At 74.5% G+C, this 22,875-nt stretch carries 11 protein-coding genes; 5 read left to right on the top strand and 6 right to left on the bottom strand.

What is annotated here, in order from left to right:
• The first annotated feature begins 46 nt into the window (after window positions 1-46).
• Complete coding sequence (locus AB0D01_RS31355) at window positions 47-11,098, top strand: amino acid adenylation domain-containing protein (protein ID WP_363061191.1); 11,052 nt, start codon at window positions 47-49, stop codon at window positions 11,096-11,098.
• A complete protein-coding gene (locus AB0D01_RS31350) occupies window positions 11,085-12,785 on the top strand; it encodes an ABC transporter ATP-binding protein (protein WP_363061189.1) in 1,701 nt (566 codons plus the stop codon). Before AB0D01_RS31355 ends, AB0D01_RS31350 begins: the two co-directional genes overlap by 14 nt.
• Before the next feature lie 45 nt (window positions 12,786-12,830).
• On the opposite strand, the gene AB0D01_RS31345 is transcribed toward AB0D01_RS31350, so the two are convergent.
• Entirely contained in the window at window positions 12,831-13,910 is a 1,080-nt protein-coding gene (locus AB0D01_RS31345) for an alpha/beta hydrolase-fold protein (protein WP_363061187.1), read from the bottom strand.
• Window positions 13,911-14,059: 149 nt separating this feature from the next.
• Between AB0D01_RS31345 and AB0D01_RS31340 the strand changes: the two genes are divergently transcribed.
• Window positions 14,060-14,278: an MbtH family protein gene (locus AB0D01_RS31340; RefSeq protein WP_363061185.1), complete on the top strand. Its 219-nt coding sequence runs from the start codon at window positions 14,060-14,062 to the stop codon at window positions 14,276-14,278.
• A complete protein-coding gene (locus tag AB0D01_RS31335) occupies window positions 14,278-15,852 on the top strand; it encodes an amidohydrolase (protein ID WP_363061183.1) in 1,575 nt (524 codons plus the stop codon). Before AB0D01_RS31340 ends, AB0D01_RS31335 begins: the two co-directional genes overlap by 1 nt.
• 123 nt (window positions 15,853-15,975) lie before the next feature.
• On the opposite strand, the gene AB0D01_RS31330 is transcribed toward AB0D01_RS31335, so the two are convergent.
• From AB0D01_RS31330 to AB0D01_RS31310, 5 genes are all read right to left on the bottom strand, one after another.
• Window positions 15,976-17,805, bottom strand: a complete 1,830-nt coding sequence (locus AB0D01_RS31330; RefSeq protein WP_363061181.1) for a siderophore-interacting protein — start codon at window positions 17,803-17,805, stop codon at window positions 15,976-15,978.
• 117 nt (window positions 17,806-17,922) lie between these two features.
• Window positions 17,923-18,966 (bottom strand): ABC transporter substrate-binding protein, encoded by a 1,044-nt coding sequence (locus AB0D01_RS31325; protein ID WP_363061179.1) that lies wholly within the window; start codon window positions 18,964-18,966, stop codon window positions 17,923-17,925.
• Window positions 18,967-18,979: 13 nt separating this feature from the next.
• A complete protein-coding gene (locus tag AB0D01_RS31320) occupies window positions 18,980-19,786 on the bottom strand; it encodes an ABC transporter ATP-binding protein (protein ID WP_363061177.1) in 807 nt (268 codons plus the stop codon).
• Window positions 19,783-20,883, bottom strand: a complete 1,101-nt coding sequence (locus AB0D01_RS31315) for an iron ABC transporter permease (RefSeq protein WP_363061175.1) — start codon at window positions 20,881-20,883, stop codon at window positions 19,783-19,785. Before AB0D01_RS31315 ends, AB0D01_RS31320 begins: the two co-directional genes overlap by 4 nt.
• 5 nt (window positions 20,884-20,888) lie before the next feature.
• Window positions 20,889-21,938, bottom strand: a complete 1,050-nt coding sequence (locus tag AB0D01_RS31310; RefSeq protein WP_363061173.1) for an iron ABC transporter permease — start codon at window positions 21,936-21,938, stop codon at window positions 20,889-20,891.
• Between the two features lie 135 nt (window positions 21,939-22,073).
• On the opposite strand from AB0D01_RS31310, the gene AB0D01_RS31305 reads away from it, so the two are divergent.
• Entirely contained in the window at window positions 22,074-22,844 is a 771-nt protein-coding gene (locus AB0D01_RS31305) for an AraC family transcriptional regulator (RefSeq protein WP_363061171.1), read from the top strand.
• Window positions 22,845-22,875 lie beyond the last annotated feature (31 nt).

Raw genomic sequence — 22,875 nt, 5'->3', positions numbered from 1 at the left:
CCGGGGCGGCTCGATCGGTTGATCTGGAAAGGGCGTTGAGTCTTCCATGACGGAACGGACCGCTCGTGTCGTGCGGCTTTCTCCCACGCGGCTGGCCGGGGTGCGCCGGCGGATCGGCGACCACGACGACAGAACCGTCGTCGCGGCCTGCGCCGTCGCCCTGGCCCACTGGGCGACGGGCGGCGGACCCGAGGGCACGGAACTCACCCCCGACACCCCCTTCGCCGACGTCCTCGGCCGCGTCGACAAGGGCGCGGCCGGGGCCCCGGGCTGGGAACTCGTCGAGGACGGCCTCGGCATCCTCGTCCCGCCCGGCGTCGACCCGGACGCGGCCCGCCTGACCCTGGAGGACCTGGCCGACTTCCCCGACCGCACCCTCGCCACCCTCGGCCCCTTCGACGCGGCGTCGAGGATCGCCACCCTCGCCGAGTGGAACGCCACCGGCGCCGACCGGAGCCGCCCCACCCTGGTGGAGATGTTCCGCGAGCAGGCCAGGTCCCGGCCGGACGCCGTCGCCATCGTCGACGAGCACCGGTCGCTGACCTACCGCGAGGCCGCCGAGCTGTCGAGCCAACTCGCCCACCACCTCCTCGCGCGCGGGATATCCGCCGAACAGGTCGTCGGCGTCTCGCTGGAACGCGGCGCCGAAATGGTCATCGCCCTCCTCGGCGTGCTCCAGGCGGGCGCCGCGTTCGTGCCGCTCGACCCGAAGTGGCCGGCCGGCCGCCGGGCCGTGGTCGTCGAGGACGCGCGCGTCGTCCTGCAACTCAACTCCACCGGCCTCCACGACGAGGGCGAACCCCCGGCCGCCGCCGTCGACCTCGACGACTGGAGCCACGGCTCCCACTCCGGCGAGGGGACCGGCATCACCGTCCCCGGCGCCGCCCTCGCCTACGTGATCTTCACCTCGGGATCGACCGGCCGCCCCAAGGGCGCGATGATCCGCCACGAGGCGATCAGCGAACGCCTGCTCTGGCAGGTCGAGGAGATCCTCAACTTCGGCCACGACGACGCCTCCCTGTTCAAGGCGCCGCTGTCCTTCGACATCTCCATCAACGAGATCTTCCTGCCGCTCGTGTCCGGCGGCCGACTGGTGGTCCTGCGCCCCGGCGGCGAACGCGACCCGCACCACCTGCTCGACGTCATCGCCGAGCAGCGGGTCACCTTCACCTACCTCGTCTCCTCCATGCTCGACGTCCTGTTGGACATCGCCGGCGAATCCGGGCGCCTGGACAGCCTGCGCCACGTCTGGTGCGGCGGCGAGGTCCTCACCCCCGAGCTGTACGAGCGCTTCCGCGCCCGCCTCGACATCCCCTTGTACCACGGGTACGGCCCGGCCGAGACGACGATCGGCGTCTCCCACGTCATCTACCGGGGCGAGGCCGAACGCCTGTCGACCTCCATCGGCCGGGCCAATCCCAACACCCAGCTGTACGTCCTCGACGACGAGCTGCGCCCCGTGCCCGTCGGCGTCGGCGGCGAACTCTACGTCGGCGGCTTCCTCCTGGGACGCGGCTACGTCGGCGCCCCCGCCCTGACGGCCTCCCGCTTCGTCGCCAACCCCTTCGCCTCCGACGGGTCCCGGCTCTACCGGACCGGCGACCTCGCGCGCTACGCCCCGGACGGCTCCCTGGACTTCCTCGGCCGCGCCGACAACCAGGTCAAGATCCGCGGCATGCGGCTGGAGATCGAGGACGTCGAACTCGGGCTCGCCGAACACCCCGACGTCCGCCACACCTGCGTCGTCGCCAGGAAGAACAGCGCCGGCGGCACCTACCTGGTCGGCTACGTGATCCCGGCCGGCGGCCGCGAGGACCTGCGCGCCGACGAGGTCAGGGCCTGGGCGGCCGACCGGCTCGTCGAGTACATGGTGCCCGCCCACATCGTGGTGACGAAGGAGTTCCCGCTCACCGCGAACGGCAAGATCGACCGCGCCGCGCTGCCCGAGCCCGAGATCGCGACGGACGACGCCGTCGCCCCCACCACCGAGAACGAGCGCCTCGTGTGCGCGGCGGTCGCGGAAGTGCTGCGGCTCGACCGGGTCGGCGTCGACCAGGACTTCTTCCAACTCGGCGGCGACAGCATCCTCGCGATATCCCTGCTCGGCACCCTGCGCGCGGCCGGCCTGCACGTCACGGCGCGACAGATCTTCACCCACAGCCCCATCGGCGCCCTGGCCGCGGTGGCCGGACGGGAGGAGGCCGACCCCGCGGACCACGACGACGTCCCGACGGGCCCCGTCCCCGGCTCGCCCATCGTGCGCTGGCTGGGCGAGACCACCGACGCCGTCGACGGGTTCGTGCAGTCCGTCGTGGTGAACACCCCGGCGGAGCTGACCGCCGAGGCCCTCGACCGGATCCTCTCCGCCCTGGTCGAACGGCACGACATGCTGCGGGCCCGCCTGGTCCGCGGCGACCACTGGGGCTTCGACGTACCGCCCGCGGACGGCGCCGCGCTCGGATGGGAGGAGAGCGACCGGCCCCTGGAGGAGTGCCTCGCCGGTGCCTGCGCCGCACTGGACCCGGCCGGCGGCGTGATGCTGCGCGCCGTGTGGCGGCGCGCGCACCGCCAGCTGGTCCTGGTCGCCCACCACGTGGTCGTCGACGGGGTGTCCTGGCGGATCCTGCTGGAGGACCTCGCCACCGCCTGGCGGCAGACGACCTCGGGCGCCCCGATCGCCCTGCCCCGGCCCGCCATGTCGTTCCGGCGCTGGACGCAGCTGCTGGAGCGCACCGGCTTCGACCGCGACCTCGCCCACTACCGGCGCCCGCTGCCCGGGCCCGACGCCCCGCTGGGCCGGCGCCCCCTGACCGCCGCGGACACCGTCGCCCGCGAACGGACGACGACGCTGCGCGTGACCGCCGAGGCCACCGCCGCGCTGCTGGGACCCGTCCCCGCGCGGTTCCACGCGGGCGTCAACGACGTCCTGCTGACCGCACTCGCCGTCACCCTGGCACGGTGGCGCCGCGAACGCGGCCAGGAGCAGACGTTCGCCCACATCGAGCTGGAGGGCCACGGCCGCGAGGGTCGCCACGTCGCCGACACCGCCGGCTTCGAGCCCGACCTGTCGCGCACCGTGGGCTGGTTCACCACCCTGTTCCCGGTGACCGTGGACCCCGGCCCCGCCGACGACCCCACCGACCCCGCCCACCTCGCCGCCGCCCTCAAGGCCGTCAAGGAGGACCTCGCCCGGGTGCCCGCGGCCGGCCTCTCCTACGGGGTCCTGCGCCACCTCGGCGGGGCCGCGTTCGACGCGCCGGCGCCCCAGGTCCTGTTCAACTACCTGGGCCGCCACGGGGCCGGATCCGGCGGGGACTGGGAGATCTCCGGCAGCACGGACCAGCTGGGGGAGAGGCGCGACCCGAGGATGCGGCTGCCGCGCGCCCTGGAGTTCAACGCGATCGCCGAACCCGACGCGAACGGCGACCTGGAACTGGTCACCACCCTCTCCTGGCCCGACGGGATGTTCACCGACGAGGACATCGCCTCCCTCGGCACCTGGTTCCGCCGGACCCTGATCGCCCTGGCCGCACTCGACGCGGGCGGCCACACCCCCAGCGACTTCCCCCTGGCCCCCCTCACCCAGGTCGACGTGGACGATCTGGACGGCCCGAACCTGCGCGACGTCCTGCCGCTGACCCCGCTCCAGGAAGGCCTCTACTTCCACTCGGTCTTCGACGACGACTCCGCGGCCAACTACGTCGAACAGCAACTGCTCACCCTGGAGAGCCGGCGGGGAGAGGTGGACGCCGAACGCCTCGCGCGGGCCGCGACCCGGCTGTTCACCCTCTTCCCCAACCTGGCCGCGCGGTTCACCGCGCTCGCCGACGGCCGCGTGGTCTCCGTACTGGAGGGCGGGCGCGAGGCCCCGTTCACCACGGTGGACCTCCCCGGGGCCGGCGACGCGGAGATCCGCGCCCTCGCCGAGGGCGACCGGCGCGCCGGGTTCGACCTCGCCGCGGGCCCGCTCATGCGCTTCACCCTCGTGCGCACCGGCGCCGGGCGCGCCGTCCTCGTCCAGACCGTGCACCACATCATCGCCGACGGCTGGTCCGTACCGGCCGTGCTGCGGGCCCTGTTGGCCGAGTACCACCGCCCCGGCACCGCCTACCCCCTCGGCGGCTTCGCCGACTACGTACGCTGGCTCGCCTCCCGCGACGCGGACGAGAGCGACCGCGTCTGGAGCGGGCAGCTCGCCGAGCTGCCCGGCCCGTCGCTGGTCGCCGAGGGCCACACCCCCTCCGACCGGTTCGCCGACGCCGTGCTGGAGCCGGCCGACGACCTCGACGCGGCGGCCCGTACCGCCGGGGTGCCGCTGAGCGTCGCCGTCCACGGCGCCTGGGCGCTGACGCTGGGCGCGATCCTGCACCGCGAGGACGTGGTGTTCGGGTCGACGGTCTCCGGGCGCGACGCGGACCTGCCCGGCATCGAGGACATGGTCGGCCTCTTCATCAACACGATCCCCGTGCGCGCCCGGTGGACGACCGCCACGACCGCCGCCGACCTGCTGGCCTCCCTGCGCGAGCGGCACGGGGCCGTCCTCGCCCACCAGCACGTCTCGCTGGCGCGGATCGGCCGCCTCGCCGGCGCCGGCACCCTCTTCGACACCCTGGTGGTCTTCGACGTCGCCACCGACGTCGAGGCCCTGCGGGAAGACGGGGACACCCTCGTCGTCACCGACGTCGTCAACGAGGGCGCCCCGCACTACCCGCTCACCCTCGTCGTGGAGCGCGCCGCCGACGGCCGCCCGCGCTTCAACCTGATCCACGACGGCGCGCTGGTGCGCGAGAGCGGCGCCAGGGCGATCCTGGACACCTTCACCACCGTCCTGACCGGCCTCCTCACCCGGCCGGACGCCCCCGTCGACACCCTGACCCGCAACCCGGGCCGCACCCCGGCCGGCGCACCGGTCGCGGCAGGGGACTCCGGGACATCCGGGACATCCGCGGCCTCCGGGACCGCCGGGCCCTCCGGGGGCGGACGACACCTCGAACCGCCCGCCCCCGGCGACCTGGGCGCCCTCTTCGACGCCGCCGCGCGGCGCGATCCCGCCGCCACGGCCGTCACCCAGTGCGCCCTCGACGGCCGGACCCGGTCCCTGACCTACGGCGAACTCTCCGCCGCCAAGGACGCGCTCGCCCGCGCCCTGCGCGCGGCCGGCGTCGGCCCCGGGGAGCGGGTCGCCGTCGCCGTGTCCCGCTCCGTGGAGCAGGTGGTCGCCCTGGTCGCGATCGTCTCCGCGGGAGGGGCCTACGTACCGCTGGACCTCGCCTACCCGGACGAGCGGCTGGAGTACGTCCTCGCCGACTCCGCCCCGCAGGTCGTGTACGTCGACCCGGACCAGCGGGAACGCTTCGCCGGCCTGCTGGCCCGGGCCGGCGTGCCGGCCCGCCTGCTGGTCCGGGGGGAGCCGCTGCCGGCCGACGCGGCCGGGACCCCCGCGCACGCCGCCGACCCGCACGATCCCGCGTACGTGATCTACACCTCCGGCTCCACCGGCCGCCCCAAGGGCGTCGTCGTCCCGCACTCCGCCGTGCTGGCCCTGCTCGCCAACACCCGCGCCGCCATGGGCTTCGGACCGCGGGACGTGTGGGTCCAGTTCCACTCGTACTCCTTCGACTTCGCGGTCTGGGAGCTGTGGGGCGCGCTCGCGCACGGCGGTGAACTGCTGGTACCGGACTACGGACTGACCCGCTCGCCGGTCGACTTCCACCGCCTGGTGCGCGAGCGCGGCGTGACCGTCCTCAACCAGACCCCCTCGGCCTTCCACCGGTTCGTCGAGGCCGACCGCCACCTCGGCGAGCCGCTGCCCGCCCTGCGCCGGATCGTCTTCGGCGGCGAGGCCCTCGACCTCGACCGGCTGCGCGACTGGGTCGACCGGCACGGCACCGCCTCGCCCGAACTGGTCAACATGTACGGGATCACCGAGACGACCGTCCACGTCACCCACCGGGTCCTCACCGACGAGGACTTCGCGCGCGACACCGGCACCAGCCCGATCGGCGGCCCCATCCCGGGCCTGGTCACCCACCTCCTCGACGAGCGCCTGCGCCCGGTGCCGCCGGGCCGGACGGGCGCCGTCTACGTGGCCGGCGCACAGGTCTCCCTCGGCTACCTCGGCCGGCCCGCGCTCACCGCGGGCCGCTTCGTCGCGGACCCCTTCGCCGGGGACGGCTCCCTCATGTACCACACGGGCGACCTGGCCCGCCGTACGCTCGACGGCGAACTGGAGTTCATCGGCCGCGCCGACGACCAGGTGCAGCTCAAGGGCTTCCGCATCGAGCTCGGCGAGGTGGAGTCCGCGATCCGGGGCCTCGACGGGGTGGTCGACGCGGCCGTCACCGTGGCCGACGCGGACCACCTGGTCGCGCACGTCGTCGGTCGGGCACCGGCGGACCTCCTCGGTCGGCTGTCGGCCCTGCTGCCCGCGCACATGGTGCCCGCCCGCGTCCTGCCGGCCGAGGCACTGCCGCTGACGGTCAACGGCAAACTGGACCGCGCGGCCCTGACCGCACGGGCCGAGGCCGCCCGAAGCGCCGAGCAGGCCGAGCAGACCGAGCGGCACGGCGGGACCGACACCCCCGCGACGGACCCCGCGGGCGACGCCGCGCTGACCGCGCTGGTCGGGATCCTCACCGCGACGCTGCCCGGCGTCGAGGTGGACGCCGACACCGACTTCTTCCGGGCCGGCGGCGACAGCATCCTCGCCATCACCGTGGTCAACCGGGCCCGGGCGCTCGGGCTGCCGATCGCCCCGCGCGACGTGTTCCTCCTCAAGACGCCGCGCGCCCTCGCCGGACACCTGGCGGCGACCGCCACGCACCACCGGGCCGCGCCGGCGCCCACGACCGCCGTCCACGAGGACGGCCCGCTCACCCCCACCCCGATCATCCTGCGCCGCCGCGAACTGGGCGGCTCCCTCGCCCGGTTCGCCCAGGCCAGGGCGCTGGAGACGCCCGAGGGCGCCGGCCTCGCGGACGTCGAGCGCGCCGCACTGGCCGTCGTCGCGGCGCACCCCGCCCTGCGGCTGCGGCTGCGGATCGACGCGCACGGGGTGTGGTCCCTGAGCACCACCCCCGCCCGTTCGCGGGTCGTCGTACGCACCGCGACGGGGGACCCCGCGTCCGCCGCGAACGAGGCCGCCGACCGGCTCGATCCCGAGAACGCCGAGGTCGTCGCGTTCACCTGGCTGGAGGCGAGCCGGACGCTGGTCGTCACCGCCCACCACCTCGCCGTCGACGCGGTCTCCTGGCTGATCCTGCTCGACGACCTGGACACCGCCCTGCGCGGCGCCCCGCTGCCACCCCCCACGACCTCCTACGCCGCCTACGCCGCGGCCCTCACCGAGCGCTCCACCCACCCGGCCGAGGACCTCGACCACTGGATCACCACCCTGCGCGCGCCCACCCTGCCCGCGGCGGCCGGCGGGGTGCGCGAGACGCGGGTCGTGCTCGCCCCCGCGACCGCCGACCTCGTGACCAGGACGGCGCCGGCCGTCCTCGGGGTCGGCGTCACCGAACTGCTCTGCGGAGCCCTGCGCACCGCGCTGACGCACGTCCAACCGGAACCCACCGACCTCGCGGTCGACCTGGAACACCACGGCCGCGTACCGGCGCTGCCCCACCACGACTACACCCGCACCGTCGGCTGGTTCACCGCGATCGCCCCGGTGCGCCTGACCGCCCACACCGACCCGGTGGCCGCGGCCCGCGAGGTCGCCGAACGCCGGCCCTCGCAGTCCGCGCACGTGGCCTACGGCGCGCTGCGGTACCTCAACCCGCAGACGGCCCCGCTGTTGCCGGCCCGCCCGCGCGTGCTGTTCAACTACCTCGGCCGGGGCGACGAGTCACAGGTCCCGAGGGTCACCGGCGCGGACGAGGGGGCCCCGTACGCCGTCGAGGTCAACGCCTGGACCGACGCCGCGACCGGCGCGCTGCACGCCGCCTTCACCCTCGCCGACGACGTCCCCGACACCATCACCGCGCACTGGCTCAGCGCCCTGGAGCGGATCGCGGACACCGCCGCGACGGCCGAGCGCACGGCCCCCGTCACCCCGCTCCAACGCGGCCTGTACTTCCAGGCCCAGCTGGCCGGCCCGGCCGGACACTACGTCGCGCAGAGCTGGTTCACCTTCGACCGCCGTCTCGACACCGACGCGCTGGCCGACGCGATGGCCTGGGTGATCGGCCGGCACCCCGTCGTCGGCGCCGGCTTCGGCGCCGACGAGGACGGCAGCCCCGTCCAGCTCCTGGCCGCGGGCCGCCGGGTCCCCGTCCGCACCCTCGCCCTCGCCACGGACGCCGAGGTCGAGGCCCTGCTCGTCGCGGACCGCGACACGGGCTTCGACCCGGGCGAGCCGCCGCTGGTCCGGCTGACCGTCGTGCGGCTGCCCGACGACCGCGACGGCCTGCTGCTCAGCTACCACCTGCTGCTGTGGGACGGCTGGTCCCGCGAGACCGTGCTGCGGGACCTGTTCGAGGCCTACCGGGCCGCCGTCGCGGGGGAACTCGCCCCGCCCGTCCCGGCCACCCCGACCTTCGAGGAGTACGCCCGGGCCCTCGACGCCCGGGACCCCGCCCCCGCGCAGCGGTTCTGGGCCGAGCACCTGAGCGGCCTGCCCGGGCCGACCCTGCTCGCCGGCTCCGCGCCCGCCCTCGTCGACGACCTGCCGCGCACGCTCGTGCACACCCTCGACGCCGAGGCCTCGCGCCGGCTGCGGGAGGCCGCCAAGGAACACGGCGTCACCCTCAACACCGTGCTCACCGGCGCCTTCGGCCTCCTGCTGGGCGCGCACACCGGCCGCGGCGACGCCGTCTTCGGCGTGACCGTCTCCGGCCGGGAGGGCGAGGGCCTGTCGGAGGTCGTCGGCGTCCTCCTCAACACCGTCCCCCTGTGGACCCGGGCTCGGCCGGACGACACCGTACGGGAGTACCTGTCGGCCGTGCAGACGGCGCGGGTGGCGGCCATGGAACACGAACACCTCGGGCTCGGCGAGATCCAGCGCGCCGGTGGACACGACGCCCTGTTCGACAACCTGTTCGTGCTCCAGAACTTCCTGAACCTCGACGCGTTCGCCGAGATGAACGCCCGTCACGGCATCACCTCGGTGCGCGCCGACGACTCCACGCACTACCCCTTCACCTGGGTCGTCACCCCCGGCGAGCGCCTCACCGTCAAACTGGAGTACCGCGACCACGACACGCCGGCCGCGCGCCGCCTCCTCGACGCCTACCTGCGCCTCCTCGACGATCTGGCCCGCTCCACCGGGCCGGTCGGCGCCCTGCCCGGCCTCGCACCGGACCCCGGGAGCACCCCGCGCACGGACATCGGCACGGACACCGTCGTCGACCGCTTCGACCGGGCGGCCGACCGCCACCCCGAACGCACCGCGCTCGTCGCCGACGGCCGCGTCCTCACCTTCGGCCGACTGCGCGACCGCAGCCGCGCGGTGGCGGGCGCGCTCGTGCAGCGCGGCATCGGCCCCGGCAGCACGGTGGGCCTGGCGATCCCCCGCTCCCTCGACTCGATCGTCGCGCTGTTCGCCGTACTGCGCACCGGCGCCGCCTACGTGCCGCTGGAGCTGGACCACCCCGACGAGCGGATCGCCGCGATCCTCGCCGACGCCGCCCCGGGGGTGGTCCTCACCGTCAGCGCCGTCTCCCCCCGACTGACCGGCGAACTGATCGAACTGGACCGCCCCCTGCCCGAGGCCGAGCCGTACACCACGTTCGCCCCGGACGACCCCGAGCGCCTGCGCCACCCCGCCTACGTGATCTACACCTCCGGATCCACGGGACGACCCAAGGGCGTGGTCACCGAGTACGCCGGCCTCACCAACATGCTCGTCAACCACCAGCGCCGGATCTTCGAGCCGGTGCTCGCGGACCACGGCCACCGCGTCTTCCGCGTCGCGCACACCGTGTCCTTCGCCTTCGACATGTCCTGGGAGGAGCTGCTGTGGCTCGCCGACGGACACGAGGTGCACGTCTGCGACGAGGAACTGCGCCGTGACGCCCCCCGGCTGACGGACTACTGCCGCGAACACCGCGTCGACGTCGTCAACGTGACCCCCACCTACGCGCAGCAACTCCTCGCGGAGGGCCTGCTCGACGACCCCGACCGGCGGCCCGCGCTGGTCCTGCTCGGCGGCGAGGCCGTCACCCCCACCCTGTGGCGGCGGCTCGCCGACACCGAGGGGACGGTCGGCTACAACCTCTACGGCCCCACCGAATACACCATCAACACCCTCGGCGTCGGCACCTTCGAGTGCGAGGACCCGGTGGTGGGCGTCGCCATCGACAACACCGACGTGTACGTGCTGGACCCCTGGCTGCGCCCGCTGCCGGACGGCGTTCCCGGCGAGCTGTACGTGGCCGGGATCGGCATCGCCCGCGGCTACCTGGGGCAGCCCGGCCAGAGCGCGGAGCGGTTCGTCGCCTGCCCGTTCGGCGCCCCCGGCGAGCGGATGTACCGCACCGGCGACCTGGTGGTGCGCCGCCCCGACGGCAACCTCGCCTACCTCGGCCGCACCGACCAGCAGGTCAAGATCCGGGGCCACCGCGTGGAACCCGGCGAGGTCGAGGCCGCGTTCGCCGCGCACCCCGCGGTGCGGTTCGTCGCCGCGGTCGCCCAGCCCGACCCGCGGGTCGACGGGGCGTACCTGCTCGCCGCGTACCTCGTGCTGGAAGGCTCCGACCTGGAGACGGTGGCCGGCGAGGTCGGCGCCGCGCTGCCGGACTTCCTGCGGCCCACCCACTACGCCCGGGTCGACGCCATCCCGCTCACGGTCAACGGCAAGGCCGACACCCGGGCGCTCCCCGAGGCCAGGCCGCTCGGCGCGCTGACCACGGCCGGGCGGCGCGAGCCGCGGCCCGGTACCGAGACCTCGGTGTGCCGGTTCTTCGCCGAGGCGCTGGACCTCGACGACGACGAGGTGGGCGCCGGGAGTGACTTCGTGTCCCTCGGGGGACACTCCATGCTGGCGGTGCGGCTGATCGGGCTGCTCCGCCGCGAGTACGGTCCTGTGATCACCATTCGTGACCTGTTCACGTTGCGCACCCCGGAAGCGATTGCCCTCCATCTCGATGACAACTCCTGACACTCAGCGACCCCGCCGGGGGTCCGACATCCTCCGCGTCGCCCTGCGCCGCAACGTCGGCGCCATGCTCGCCGGCACCGTCCTCATGGGCCTCTACCAGGCCGGCGAGACGGCGTTCCCCATCGCGCTCGGCCTCATCGTCGAGCACACGATGCGCGACCGGAGCCCCGGCGGGCTCGCCCTGTCGATCGCCGCGCTGGCCGTGATCACCACGACGGTGTCCCTGTCGTGGCGGTTCGGCATGCGCGTCCTGCAGAAGGCCAACACCACCGAGGCGCACCGCTGGCGGGTCGCCGTCGCCGATCGCGGGCTGCAACCCGTGGCGCACGACCTCGACCTCAAGTCCGGCGAGGTGCTCACCATCGCCACCGAGGACGCCGACCAGACGGCCGACATCATCGAGGTGGTGCCGCTGCTGATCAGCTCCCTGGTAGCGGTGCTCGTCTCGGCGGTCGCGCTGGGCCTCGCCGACATCCGGCTGGGGCTGCTGGTGATCGTGGGGACCGCCCTGATCCTCACCGTCCTCAGCGTGATGTCCAAGCGGATCGGATCGAGCACCCGGGAGCAACAGGCCCGGGTGGCGCGGGCGGGCGCCAAGGTCGCCGACCTCATCACCGGCCTGCGCCCGCTGCACGGCTTCGGCGGCAACCACGCCGCGTTCCGCTCCTACCGCGCGGTCAGCACGGAGGCCAAGCAGCAGGCGGTCACCGTCGCCCGGGTGAACGGCGTCTACGCGGGCACCGCCCTGGCCCTCAACGCGGTCCTCGCCGCCGCCGTGACCCTCACCGCGGGCTGGCTGGCCTTCGCCGGCCGGATCGGCATCGGGGAACTCGTCATGGCCGTCGGCCTCGCCCAGTTCATCATGGAGCCCCTGCGGCTGTTCTCGGAGATGCCGAAGTACGTGATGATGGCGCGGGCCTCGGCCGAGCGGATGGCGCTGGTCCTGGGCGCCCCACCGGCGACCGTCCCGGGGCAGCGACCGCCGGCCCCGGGCGGGGACCTCGCCGTGGACCACGTCCGCTACGGGGCGCTGCGCGGGCTGGACTTCCGGGTGGCCTCGGGGGAGTTCGTGGCGATCGCGGTCTACCAGCCGCGCGCGGCGGCCGACCTCGCCGCCGTCCTCGGCTCGAAGGTCGCGCCCGGCGCCTACGAGGGCGCGGTCCGGCTCGGCGGGCAGCCGCTCGCCGACCTCGCGCTCGACGCCGTCCGCGCGCACCTGCTGGTGAACCCGTACGAGGCGGAGATCTTCGCCGGCACCCTGCGGACGAACATCGACCCGTCGGGCACCAGCCGGACGGTGGCCGAGGCCGTGGAGGCCTCCCTGCTGACCGACGTGGTCGCCCTCCACCGCGAGGGGCTCGACCACGGGGTCCGCGACCGGGGCGCGAACCTCTCCGGCGGGCAGCGCCAGCGGCTCTCCCTGGCCCGCGCCCTCGCCGCCGACAGCGAGATCCTCGTCCTGCACGATCCGACGACGGCCGTCGACGCGGTCACCGAGCAGCTGATCGCGCGCAACCTGGCGCGGCTGCGCCGGGGCCGCACCACCGTGGTGATCACCAGCAGTCCGGCGCTCCTGGACGCCGCCGACCGCGTCCTCGTCGTGGACGACGGGGTCGTCACCGCCGAGGACACCCACCGCAACCTGCTGGCAGGGGACGAGGACTACTGCCTGGCGGTGACCCGCTGACCCGTCGGCCCGGCCGGGGGCCGCCGGGGGCGGCCGGCGGGCCGGCTAACCCAGGGCCCAGGCGATGTCCCGCAGGAGGGCGTGGCGCCAGCCGGCGCGGTCGTGGTCCGAGGCCGACCGGGAGGTCCGTACGGTCGCCCCGGCGGCCTCGGTCAGCCGCTCGGCGAGCGCGCAGTGGGGCAGCATCCGCGTCTCGTGCTCGCCCACGTCGAAGGCGATCCGCAGACCGCTCAGGTCGGGGCGCTCGCGCAGGCGCGCCGCGAGGGTCCCGCCGACCGGGCCGCCCAGCGGGTCCGCCGACTCCATGGCCCCGGGCGTCCACCAGAACGACCCCGACTGGCACGCGACGCGGGACACCAGGGTCGGGAACTCCAGGGCCGCGTACAGGGCGCTGAGACCGCCGAGGCTCTGTCCGGCGACCACCAGGCGCCCCGGGTCGGCGGGCAACCCGCACTCCGCCACCAGCGGCAGCAGTTCGTCGCGCACCGCCTCCCACAGTTCGGGCCGGCACCCGAACTCGGTCAGGCGGTCCCCCGAGGGCAGGAAGACCAGGGTCACCGGGGGCATCTCGCCGGCGGCGACGGCCGCGTCGAAGGCCGTCACGGCCGGGTGCAGGTAGAGCCAGTCGTCCCCGTCGAGGAGCAGGACCACCGGCCCGCCGCCGCCCGCCGCGTGGACCCGCACGGTGCGCCGGCCGCCGAGCCGTGCGCTGTTCCAGCGGATCCGGGTGTCGGGCAGCGGGAGCACGTCGCCGGGGCCGATCGCGGGCCAGTGCGGCTGGGGCGGGGCGTCGGGGGTGGCGAGGATCGACCGGTCTCCGCCCGCCCCGAGCGGGTTGAGCGGGTCGGCGTACGCCTCGTCGTCGACCAGGAACCGGTACGTCAACCGCAGCCGCGCCGGCAGGGGGACCTCGGCGTACCAGCAGTCCGTCGCGCCCCACCGGCGCAGGGGCAGGGGACCGGGCCGGCTCTCGAAGTCCACGCGCGCCGGGGAGGCGCCGCGCCACAGGAACAGGGCCGTCCAGCCGCCGTCGGGGGCGGGGAGGGGGGCGGGCGTGCGGGCCGCGGCCCAGAAGGCCTCGTCGCCGGGTTCACCGGGCAGCCCGTAGGCGGAGAACGGGGTCACGGGCGGCCCCTCCGTACCGTCGGCAGGCACATCCGGGGCTCCTTGTGAGGGGAGGGGGCGAGGGCTAAGCTCGTCTCGATTAGGCGAGCCTAACCTAATGTTGGTGTCCTTTCCATGGACCCGACCGACCCCACCGGGAGGCACTGGACGTGAGCACCAACCCGTTCGACGACGCCGAAGGCCGCTTCCTCGTCCTGGTGAACAACGAGGGCAGGCACTCCCTCTGGCCGGCGTTCGCCGCGGTACCCGGCGGCTGGAGCACCGTCTTCGGCGAGGACACCCGGGACGCCTGCCTGGACTACGTCGAGACCCACTGGACCGACATGCGCCCCCACTCCCTCGCCCGTTCCGCGGACGGCCGCCCCTGATGCTCTGCACCAGGCTGACGAACGCCCGCTTCCTCACCATGGATCCGGACCGGCCCCTCGCCCGCGAACTGGGCGTCTGGCGCGGCCGGATCGTCGGCCTGGACGAGGCCGTGGCCGGCCTGCCCGCGCGCGAGGTGATCGACCTCCAGGGGGCCACGGTGCTGCCCGGATTCGTCGACGCCCACGTCCACCTGGCCTGGACCGGCCTCAAGCAGACCACGGCGAGCATCGCGGGCCTCACCCGGATCGACGAGGTCCTCGCCGTCGTGGCCGAGGCCGTCGCCCGCCAGGACGCGCCCGACGGTTGGGTGAGCCTCGCGGGATACGACCAGCGGCCCCTGGGGCGCCACCTGACCGCCGCCGAACTGGACCCGGTGAGCCGGGGGCGCAAGGTGTTCGTGCTGCACGACTCCGGCCACGGCTGCGTCGTCAACACCGCCGTCCTCGACCTGCTCGACCCGGCCGTCCCCCACGAGGACGGCTTCCTCGCCGAGGGCGCCATGGGCGCCGCCCGCGCCCTGCGACTGCCCTACGCCCAGCGTGAGTTGGCGGAGGCGATCGGACGGGCCGCCCGCACCTGCCTGGCCGAGGGGGTCACCGCCTGCGCCGAGGCGGGCATCGGCGGAGCCCTCTTCGGGCACAGCCCGGTCGAGCTCGGCGCCTATCAACTCGCGCGGGAAAGCGGCCTGTTGCCGCTCCGGGTGCAGCTCATGGTCTCCGCGGACCGGCTGCGTCCGGTCGCCGCGCACGAGGCCGACGGCATCCCCGCCGCGCTCGATCTCGGCCTGCGCACCGGATTCGGCGACGCGTGGCTGTCCGTCGGCGCGCTCAAGGTCTACACCGACGGCGGGATGATGGCGCGCACGGCCGCGCTGAGCGCCCCGTACGAGGGCTCGGAGCACGCCGGCCAGTTGCAGGAGGACCCCGAGGCCCTCACGCGGACGATCGTGGACGGCCACCTGGCCGGCTGGCAGCTCGCCGTCCACGCCATCGGGGACCGCGCGGTCGACCTGGCCCTGGACGCCCTGGAACGCGCCCAACGCCTGCGCCCCCGGCCCGAGGCCCGCCACCGCGTCGAGCACGCCGGCCTGGTCCGCCCCGACCAGCTGCCGAGGTTCGCGCGGCTCGGCGTCGCCGCGGTCGTCCAGCCCCACTTCCTGCGCTCGTTCGGCGACGACTACGCCGACATCATGGGCGCGCACCGCGCGCCGTGGCTCTACCGGGGCAGGGGCTTCCTCGACCACGGGGTCCCCCTGGTCGGCAGTTCCGACCGACCCGTGACGGACGGATCCCCGCTGAGGGCGATCCAGTTCATGGTCGAGCGGGCGTCCGGCTCCGGGCGGGCGATCGGCCCGGACGAGGCCGTCACCGTCCGGGAGGCCCTGCACGCCTACACGGTCGCGGGCGCCCACGCCTGCCACTGGGAGGACACCCTGGGCAGCCTCACCCCCGGCAAACGCGCCGACCTCGTCGTCCTCGGGGACGACCCGCTGGGCGTGGACGTCTCGTGCATCGGGGACATCGAGGTGGTCGCGACGTACGTCGACGGCCGCGAGACGGGCAAACCGGCCTGACGCGGCGGGCCGACCCGACACGGCGAGCCGGCCCGCACCCCGCCGACACGGGGCCCGGGCCGGCTCGCCGGCGCCGAGGGGCACGCCGGCGGGGCGCACCGCGACGGCGTCAGCGCGACGGCGTCACGCCGCCCCGGTCAGCACCCACAGGCGGTGGTCCCAGCCGATGTCGGTGACGGCGCGCACGCTCAGCCCGGCCCGCTCCACCAGCCGCGCGTACCCGGCCTCGGTGCGCAGCTCCGAGCCGAAGGCCGCGGCCAGCCGCAGGTGGTGCAGGGCCGCCTCCTCGTCCTCGGGGTCCTGGCCCCGCACCGGCTCCACCAGGAGCAGCTCGCCCCCGGCCGGCAGCGCGAGCGCGCTCTCGCGCAGCGCGAGCACCGCGTCCTCCTCCGGCAGCAGTTCCAGCAGCCGGCACAGCAGGACGGCGCGGTCGCCGGGCGGCACCGTACCCGTCGTGGGCAGCAGCTCGACCCGGGGCAGCACCTCGGTGTGCAGGACCCGCTCCCGGACCACGCCCAGCGCCGACGGCTGCGCGGAGATCCTCGCGCGCAGCGACGGGAAGGCCTTCAGGAGGGTGTTGACCACGGCTCCGGCGCCGTGTCCGGCCGCCGTCAAGGACTCCACCGAGGCCCAGTCGTAGGCCTCGACCACCCCGCCCGCGATCCACAGGGCCTCGTCCTCCACCGCCTCCCGCGCCGAACCGCCCAGCCGCTCGTCCGTCGCCATGGCCTCGGCCAGCGGGGCGCCCGCGGCGGTGCGGTAGCCGGGGCGGCCGGTCCACAGCGCCTCGGGGAGGCCCACCAGCGACAGGTCCAGGGCGGCCTGCGCGCCCCGCAGGTCGTACTCGGCCAACGAGTGGTCGTCCTCGACGAGTTCCTCGCCGACCGGGGTCAGCCGGTAGCCCTCGGCGTCGTGCGCGAACACCTCCAGGGACACCAGGTACGTCAGCAGCGCCCCCAGCGTCCCCGGCCGCGTGCCGGTGCGGGCCGCCAGCTCCTCCGTCGTGCGCACCCCCTGGTAGACGAGGTCCACCAGGCCCACGGTGACGGCGGCGCGGATCGCCAGGCCCGGCGCGATCTCGGTCAGTTCGTGCAGCCGCTCGTGCGCGTCGTCGTCCTCGACCTCCGCGCCCGGGGCGACCACCGGCTCGGTGCGCCGCCAGTACCCGGTGATGTGCGTCCGCTCGCGGGGGACCTCGCGGTCCACCGCGAGGTGGCGTCGGATGCCCTTGAGGGTCACGGCCTCGCCGGCCGCCCAGGCGAACACGGTGCCCGGCAGCCAGGTCATCGCGCGCACGGCCCGCTCCAGCAGGTCGGTGCCGCCGGCGGGGGCGCCGTCGCGCACCACCCAGGTGATCTCGGCGTCGGCGCGGGTCGGCAGCTCCTGACGGTGGCTCTCCTCGCCCACCTCGACGAACACGCGGGCGACGGTGCCCTCCGGCATCTCCTCCAGCCAGCGGGCGATGGCGGGCAGGGCCGTCTCGTCGCCGATGGCCAACAGCCAGTCGGCGCCCTCCGGGTGGCCGTGCGACATCTTGGGGCCGGCGATCCAGGTGACGTCACCGGGCTTGGCGTCCCGGGCCCAGGAGGAGGCGACGCCCCCGGGGTGGTTGACGAAGTCGAAGTCGATCTCGCCGGCCTCCGGGTCGAAGCGCACCGGCGTGTAGTCCTTGGTGAGCGGCCGGGCGTCGGTCGGCCAGTCGAGACTGGCGACGTTCTGGCCGGGCAGCACGGGGGCGTTCCCGTCCTGCCCGAAGAAGAACTTCACGTGGTCGTCGAAACCCTCGGTGCGCAGGGCCGGAAGGTCCAGCCCGTCCTTGGTGAAGGCGGCCAGCTGGGGTCCGCCGAGCGTCACCCGCCGCATCCCGGGGGTGACGTCCGCGACGCGCAGTACGGTCAGCTCCCGCAGCACGATGGGGAAGGTGACGAGCGTACGGGGGTTGCGGCTCGACATGGGGGCTCCTTACGGGGACCGGCCGCGGGGGCGGCCGACGGGACGGTGCGGTGCGCGGGCGGCCCACGACGGCCGGACCGCGTCGGTGCGCGGGCCGGCCGTCGTGGGGCTCGGGTCCTACTGGCCGGCGACGGCCTTGGCCAGGATCGGCGTCAGCTTCTCGACGACCCAGGGGGCGTTGAGCGGGTCCGGGTAGGCCAGGGAGGAGGCGAGGTTGGTCTCGGACGGGATCACCGCGAGGTGCTTGTTCTTCACCGCGTTCAGCGACTGGAAGAGCTTGTTGCCCTCCAGCTCGGCCGGGCTGATCACGCCGCGGTCGCCGAAGGGGTAGGTGAGGAGCAGCACGTCCGCGTCGAGCTGGTCCAGGTTCTCCAGGCTGACGCCGTTCTTGTCGGGCGCGTAGTTCTTCGCCTTGTCGGTCTTGGTGAAGCCGAGCTGCTCGAAGACGCCCGGGTCCTGCGCCCCGTAGGACATGAAGCTGATCTGCTCGGGGTGGACCACCGTGTAGGTGTAGGTCTTGCCCTTGAACTCGGGGTGCGCGGCGGCGGCGTCGGAGGTGACCTTGGCGCTCGCGGCGATGACCTCCTCGGCCTTGGCCTCCAGGCCCAGCGCCTTGGCGGCGGTCTTCAGCCGCTCCTGCCAGGTCATGGTGTCGGCCTGCTTCTTGTCGGTGTAGGTGACGACCGGCGCGATCGGCGAGAGCTTGTCGTAGTCCTTGTCCATCTCCCAGGTGTTCACGCCCAGGATGACGTCGGGGGCCTCGGCGGCGATGGCCTCGTAGGCGGTGCCGTCGGTGTCGTCGTAGGTCTTGAGCTTGCCGGCGCCGAGCTTGTCGATGGCGCGCTGCTTGTACTCGGGGACCTTGCCGCCGTCCTCGACGTCAGGGGTGATGACGGGGACCACGCCGAGGGCGAGCGCGATGGAGGTGTCGCCGTCGGAGACGGTGGCGACCTTCAGGGGCTTCTTCTTGACCTCGGTGTTGCCCCAGGCGTTCTTCAGGGCCACCGGGAAGGCGCCCTTGCCGGCCTCGGCGGAGGCGCCGGCGGCGGGCTTGTCGTCGGCCGCCTTCTCGGTGGAGCCGCCGCAGGCGGTGAGCAGGGCGAGGGAGACGGCGCCGGCGGTGAGGGCGGCCGCGCCGCGGGTTCTGGCGAAGGTGGACACGGGGACTGTTCTCCTAGGGGGTGGTGCGTCGGCCCAGGGGGAAGATCTGGGGCCGGCCGGAGCGGGGATGGGGGACGACCAGACAGTCCAGTCCGAAGACCTCGCGGACCGTCCGTTCGGTGAGGACCTCCTCGGGCGTGCCCTGGCGGACGATCCGACCGTCGCGCATGGCGACGATGGTCGAGGCGTACAGGGCGGCCTGGTTGAGGTCGTGGGAGACCAGCACGATGGTCTTGGAGGACTGCTCGTTGAGATCCGCGAGCAGGTCCATGACCTCGATCTGGTGCGCGATGTCGAGGTAGGTGGTGGGTTCGTCCAGCAGCAGGGTGGGCGTCTCCTGGGCGAGGGCCAGGGCGATCCACACCCGCTGGCGCTGACCGCCCGAGAGCTGGTCCACGGGCCGTCCGATCAGCTCGGCCGTGCCGGTCGCGGTGAGCGCCCGGGCGATGACCTCGTCGTCGGAGGCCGTACGCCGTCGGCCGAACCGCTGGTGCGGATGGCGGCCCCGCCAGACGAGGTCCCCGACGGTGATGCTCTCGGGGGCGATCGGCGACTGCGGCAGGATGCCCAGCCGGCGGGCCACCTCGCGGGTGGGCAGTGCGTGGATGTCGTTGCCGTCCAGCAGGACGGATCCGGCCGCGACCGGCAGCAGTCGGGCCAGCGACTTCAGCAGCGTCGACTTGCCGCAGGCGTTGGGGCCGACCAGGGCGGTGATCTCGCCGGTGGCCACGTCCAGGCTGAGGTCCTCGATGACCTGCTTGCGTTCGTAGCCGGCGGTGATGGACCGGGCCGCCAGGCCCGGGGCCGCGGTGCTGGTCATGAGGTGGCTCCTTGCCTGCGGCGGAGAATCAGCCAGATGAAGTAGGGGGCGCCGAGCAGCGCCGTGAGGACTCCCGTGGGCACCGGGCTGATCAGCGGGCCGTGCTGGGCCAGTACGTCGGCGCCGAGCACCATGACCGCGCCGATCGGGGCGGCGAGCAACAGGGACCGGTCGCCGCCGACCAGCCGGACCGCGATGGGTCCGGCGACCAGGGACACGAAGCCGATCGGGCCGGTCACGCTGGTGGCCAGGGCCGCGGCGGCCGCGCCGAGCAGCAGCGCCGCCGTACGGGCCGACGCCACCCTGGTGCCGAGCCCGGCCGCGAGTTGGTCGCCCAGGGACATGGCGTGCAGGGCCCGGCCGAGGGGGGCCGCGCACAGGGCGCACAGGGCGAAGGCGACCGCGAGGGTGGTGACCCCGTCCCAGGTGGCGCCGCTCACGCTGCCGACGAGCCAGCGGGTCACCTGGGCGATGCTGTGCTGTCCGGCCAGGGAGAACAGGTAGTTGACGTAGGCGGTGCAGACGGCCGCCATGCCGATGCCTATCAGCACCAGGCGGAAGGTGTCCACCCGGCCGCCGCGCCGGCTCAGCGCCATCACGAGGCCCACCAGGAGGAAGGCGCCGCCCAGGGCGGCGGCCTCCACCCCGAAGGGGATCGCGGGGGCGAACAGCAGCACGGTCACCGCGCCGGCGCCCGCGCCGGCCGAGATGCCGACGATGTCCGGGGTGGCGAGGGGGTTGCGGATGAGCCGTTGGTAGAGCGCTCCGGAGAGCCCGAACAGGGCTCCGGCGAGCAGCGCGGCCAGGGCTCGGGGCAACCGGATGCGGTGGATGACGTAGTCGGCCAGCCCGGTCCGCTGCCCGAAGGCGGCGGGCAGGACGTCGCCCGCGGGGATGTTGCGCAGGCCGCCCAGGAGCACGGAGGCCACCAGCAGGGCGAGCAGGGCGAGCACCATGAGGGTGACGAGCACGGCGGCCCTGCGGCCCGCGGCGAGCCGGGTGCGGCGCAGTCGGGCCGCGGTGGCCCTGACGGCGTCGGGCTCGGCCACGACGGGATCCGGTGAGGGGGCGTGCGCGGTGACGCGGGTGCCGGTCATGGCGTTCACATCCGGACCAGGTCGCGGCGGCGGGCCAGCCACACGAAGAAGGGGGTGCCGACGATGGCGGTCATCACGGAGACCTGGACCTCGCCGTGGTCGAGGACCACGCGGCCCACGGTGTCCGCGCCGACGAGGAGGATCGCCCCGCACAGCATCGACAGGGGCAGCGACCAGCGGTGGTCGGCGCCGACGAGCATGCGGGCCACGTGTGCCGCGACGAGGCCCACGAAGGCGACCGGGCCGACGGCGGCGGTGGCCGCGGCGCACAGGGCGACGGCGACCGCGGCCGTGGCCAACTGGGCCCGCTGCACCTGGAGTCCGAGGCCGCGGGCGGTCTCCTCGCCGAGGCTGAGCAGATTGAGCGTACGTCCGAGCGGCAGCGCGAGCAGCAGGCCCGCGACGGCGAAGGGGGTGATCTCGGCGAGCACCTGGGAGCGCCCGGCGAGCTGTCCGACCGACCAGAAGCGCAGGGAGGAGTAGAGGGCCTCGTCGCGGACGACGAGCAGGGTGATCAGCGAGGTCAGGACGGCGGCGATGGCGACGCCGGCCAGGACCAGGCCGATGGTGGTGCTGCCCGCGTTGGTGCGGGTGCCGATCAGGTAGACCAGGGCGGCGGTGACGGCCGACCCGAGGAGGGCCAGCCAGAAGTACGAGGCCGCGTCGGCGACGTCGAGGAGGAGGATGCCGAGTACGACGAAGGTCGCGGCGCCCTGTTCGACGCCCAGCACGCCGGGGTCGGACAGCGGGTTCATGGTCAGCGCCTGCATCAGGAGCCCGGAGGCCCCCAGCGAGGCGCCGACCGCCAGCCCGAGGAGGGTGCGGGGGATCCGTTCGGTCCACAGGACGTCGTGGTCGTACCCGGTGCCGCCGGGGTGGAGGAGGATCCGGAGGATGTCCAGGGCGTTGATGTCGCGGGCGCCGAGGCCGATGCTCGCGACGACCACCACCACGAGGAGCAGGCCGGCCGCGAGCAGCACCGAGGTGCCGCGGGAAAGGCGTGCTTTCGCGGGTGCCGGTGGTGGTGCCGTCACCGGCGGGGCGGTTGGGGTCATGGGTGTTCCGGAACTCCTCGTACGAGCAATTGTGTAGTTAGGTTAGCCTTACCAATGTAGGCCTGGTCCAACGGAGGGGGCGGAACCCTCCCACTCAGGGACCGCGGTCGCGAACCGTACGAAGGGGAGGGCGAGATGGCCGAGTCGACGGCCGTGGCAGCGGAGCGCGGGCACCGGGACGTCGAGGTCGACGACGTCCACGACGGGGTGATCGACGCGAACGGGCACCCGCCGCACGTCCACACCTTCCACGAGTTCCTCTACGTCCCCATGGGGCGGGTGACGGTGTCGGCCCTGGGGCGCGACTACGAGGTCAGCGCCGCGGCGGCGTTGTGGATACCGGCCGGCGTCGTGCACGCGGCGCGCTTCAGCGAGGACGCGGTCATCGCGGTCGAGGGCTTCGAGGCGGACGCGTACCCGCTGCCCTACGCGGAGGTCACCCCGGTCGGCGTGACGGACGACCAGCGCAGGCTGCTGCTGGCCCGGTTGCGCAGCACGCAGGGCCCCGAGAGCGAGCACGAGGTGTTCGCCCGGCTGTGCGCCACCCACCCCGACAGCCTTCCGCTGCCCCGGCCCACCAGCGCCAACGCCGCCGCCGTCGCCCGGGAGCTGTCCCGCACGCCGGACGACCCGCGCACCGCCACCGAGTGGGCGGCCGGCCTCTACACCAGCTCCACCAGTCTGCGCAGGGCGTTCCTGGCCGAGACGGGGATGGCCTTCTCGGAATGGCGCACGCGGCTGAGGCTCAACCGTTCCCTGTGCCTGCTGGAGGAGGGCCGGCTCGTCGGGGACGTGGCGGCGCGGGTGGGCTTCACCAGCACCAACGGCTACATCCTGGCGTTCCGGCGGTACTTCGGCTGCACCCCGGGCAGCTACGTCAAGGACCACGAACGCCGCCCGGCCTGAGCGGCCCCGCCCGGTCCGGGCGCGGGCCGCG

Origin of the sequence: Streptomyces sp. NPDC048606 (assembly GCF_040650855.1) — a bacterium.
Taxonomy (GTDB): domain Bacteria; phylum Actinomycetota; class Actinomycetes; order Streptomycetales; family Streptomycetaceae; genus Streptomyces.
Note: the sequence above shows the minus strand (reverse complement) of the source record. Positions and strands in the feature narration are given on the sequence as shown.

What these genes read in the sequence shown, in the direction of transcription:
- AB0D01_RS31355 (WP_363061191.1), top strand. Translation starts at nt 47, where the DNA reads ATGACGGAACGGACCGCTCGTGTCGTGCGGCTTTCTCCCACGCGGCTG.
- AB0D01_RS31350 (WP_363061189.1), top strand. Translation starts at nt 11,085, where the DNA reads ATGACAACTCCTGACACTCAGCGACCCCGCCGGGGGTCCGACATCCTC.
- AB0D01_RS31335 (WP_363061183.1), top strand. Translation starts at nt 14,278, where the DNA reads ATGCTCTGCACCAGGCTGACGAACGCCCGCTTCCTCACCATGGATCCG.
- AB0D01_RS31330 (WP_363061181.1), bottom strand. Translation starts at nt 17,805, where the DNA reads ATGTCGAGCCGCAACCCCCGTACGCTCGTCACCTTCCCCATCGTGCTG.
- AB0D01_RS31320 (WP_363061177.1), bottom strand. Translation starts at nt 19,786, where the DNA reads ATGACCAGCACCGCGGCCCCGGGCCTGGCGGCCCGGTCCATCACCGCC.
- AB0D01_RS31315 (WP_363061175.1), bottom strand. Translation starts at nt 20,883, where the DNA reads ATGACCGGCACCCGCGTCACCGCGCACGCCCCCTCACCGGATCCCGTC.
- AB0D01_RS31310 (WP_363061173.1), bottom strand. Translation starts at nt 21,938, where the DNA reads ATGACCCCAACCGCCCCGCCGGTGACGGCACCACCACCGGCACCCGCG.
- AB0D01_RS31305 (WP_363061171.1), top strand. Translation starts at nt 22,074, where the DNA reads ATGGCCGAGTCGACGGCCGTGGCAGCGGAGCGCGGGCACCGGGACGTC.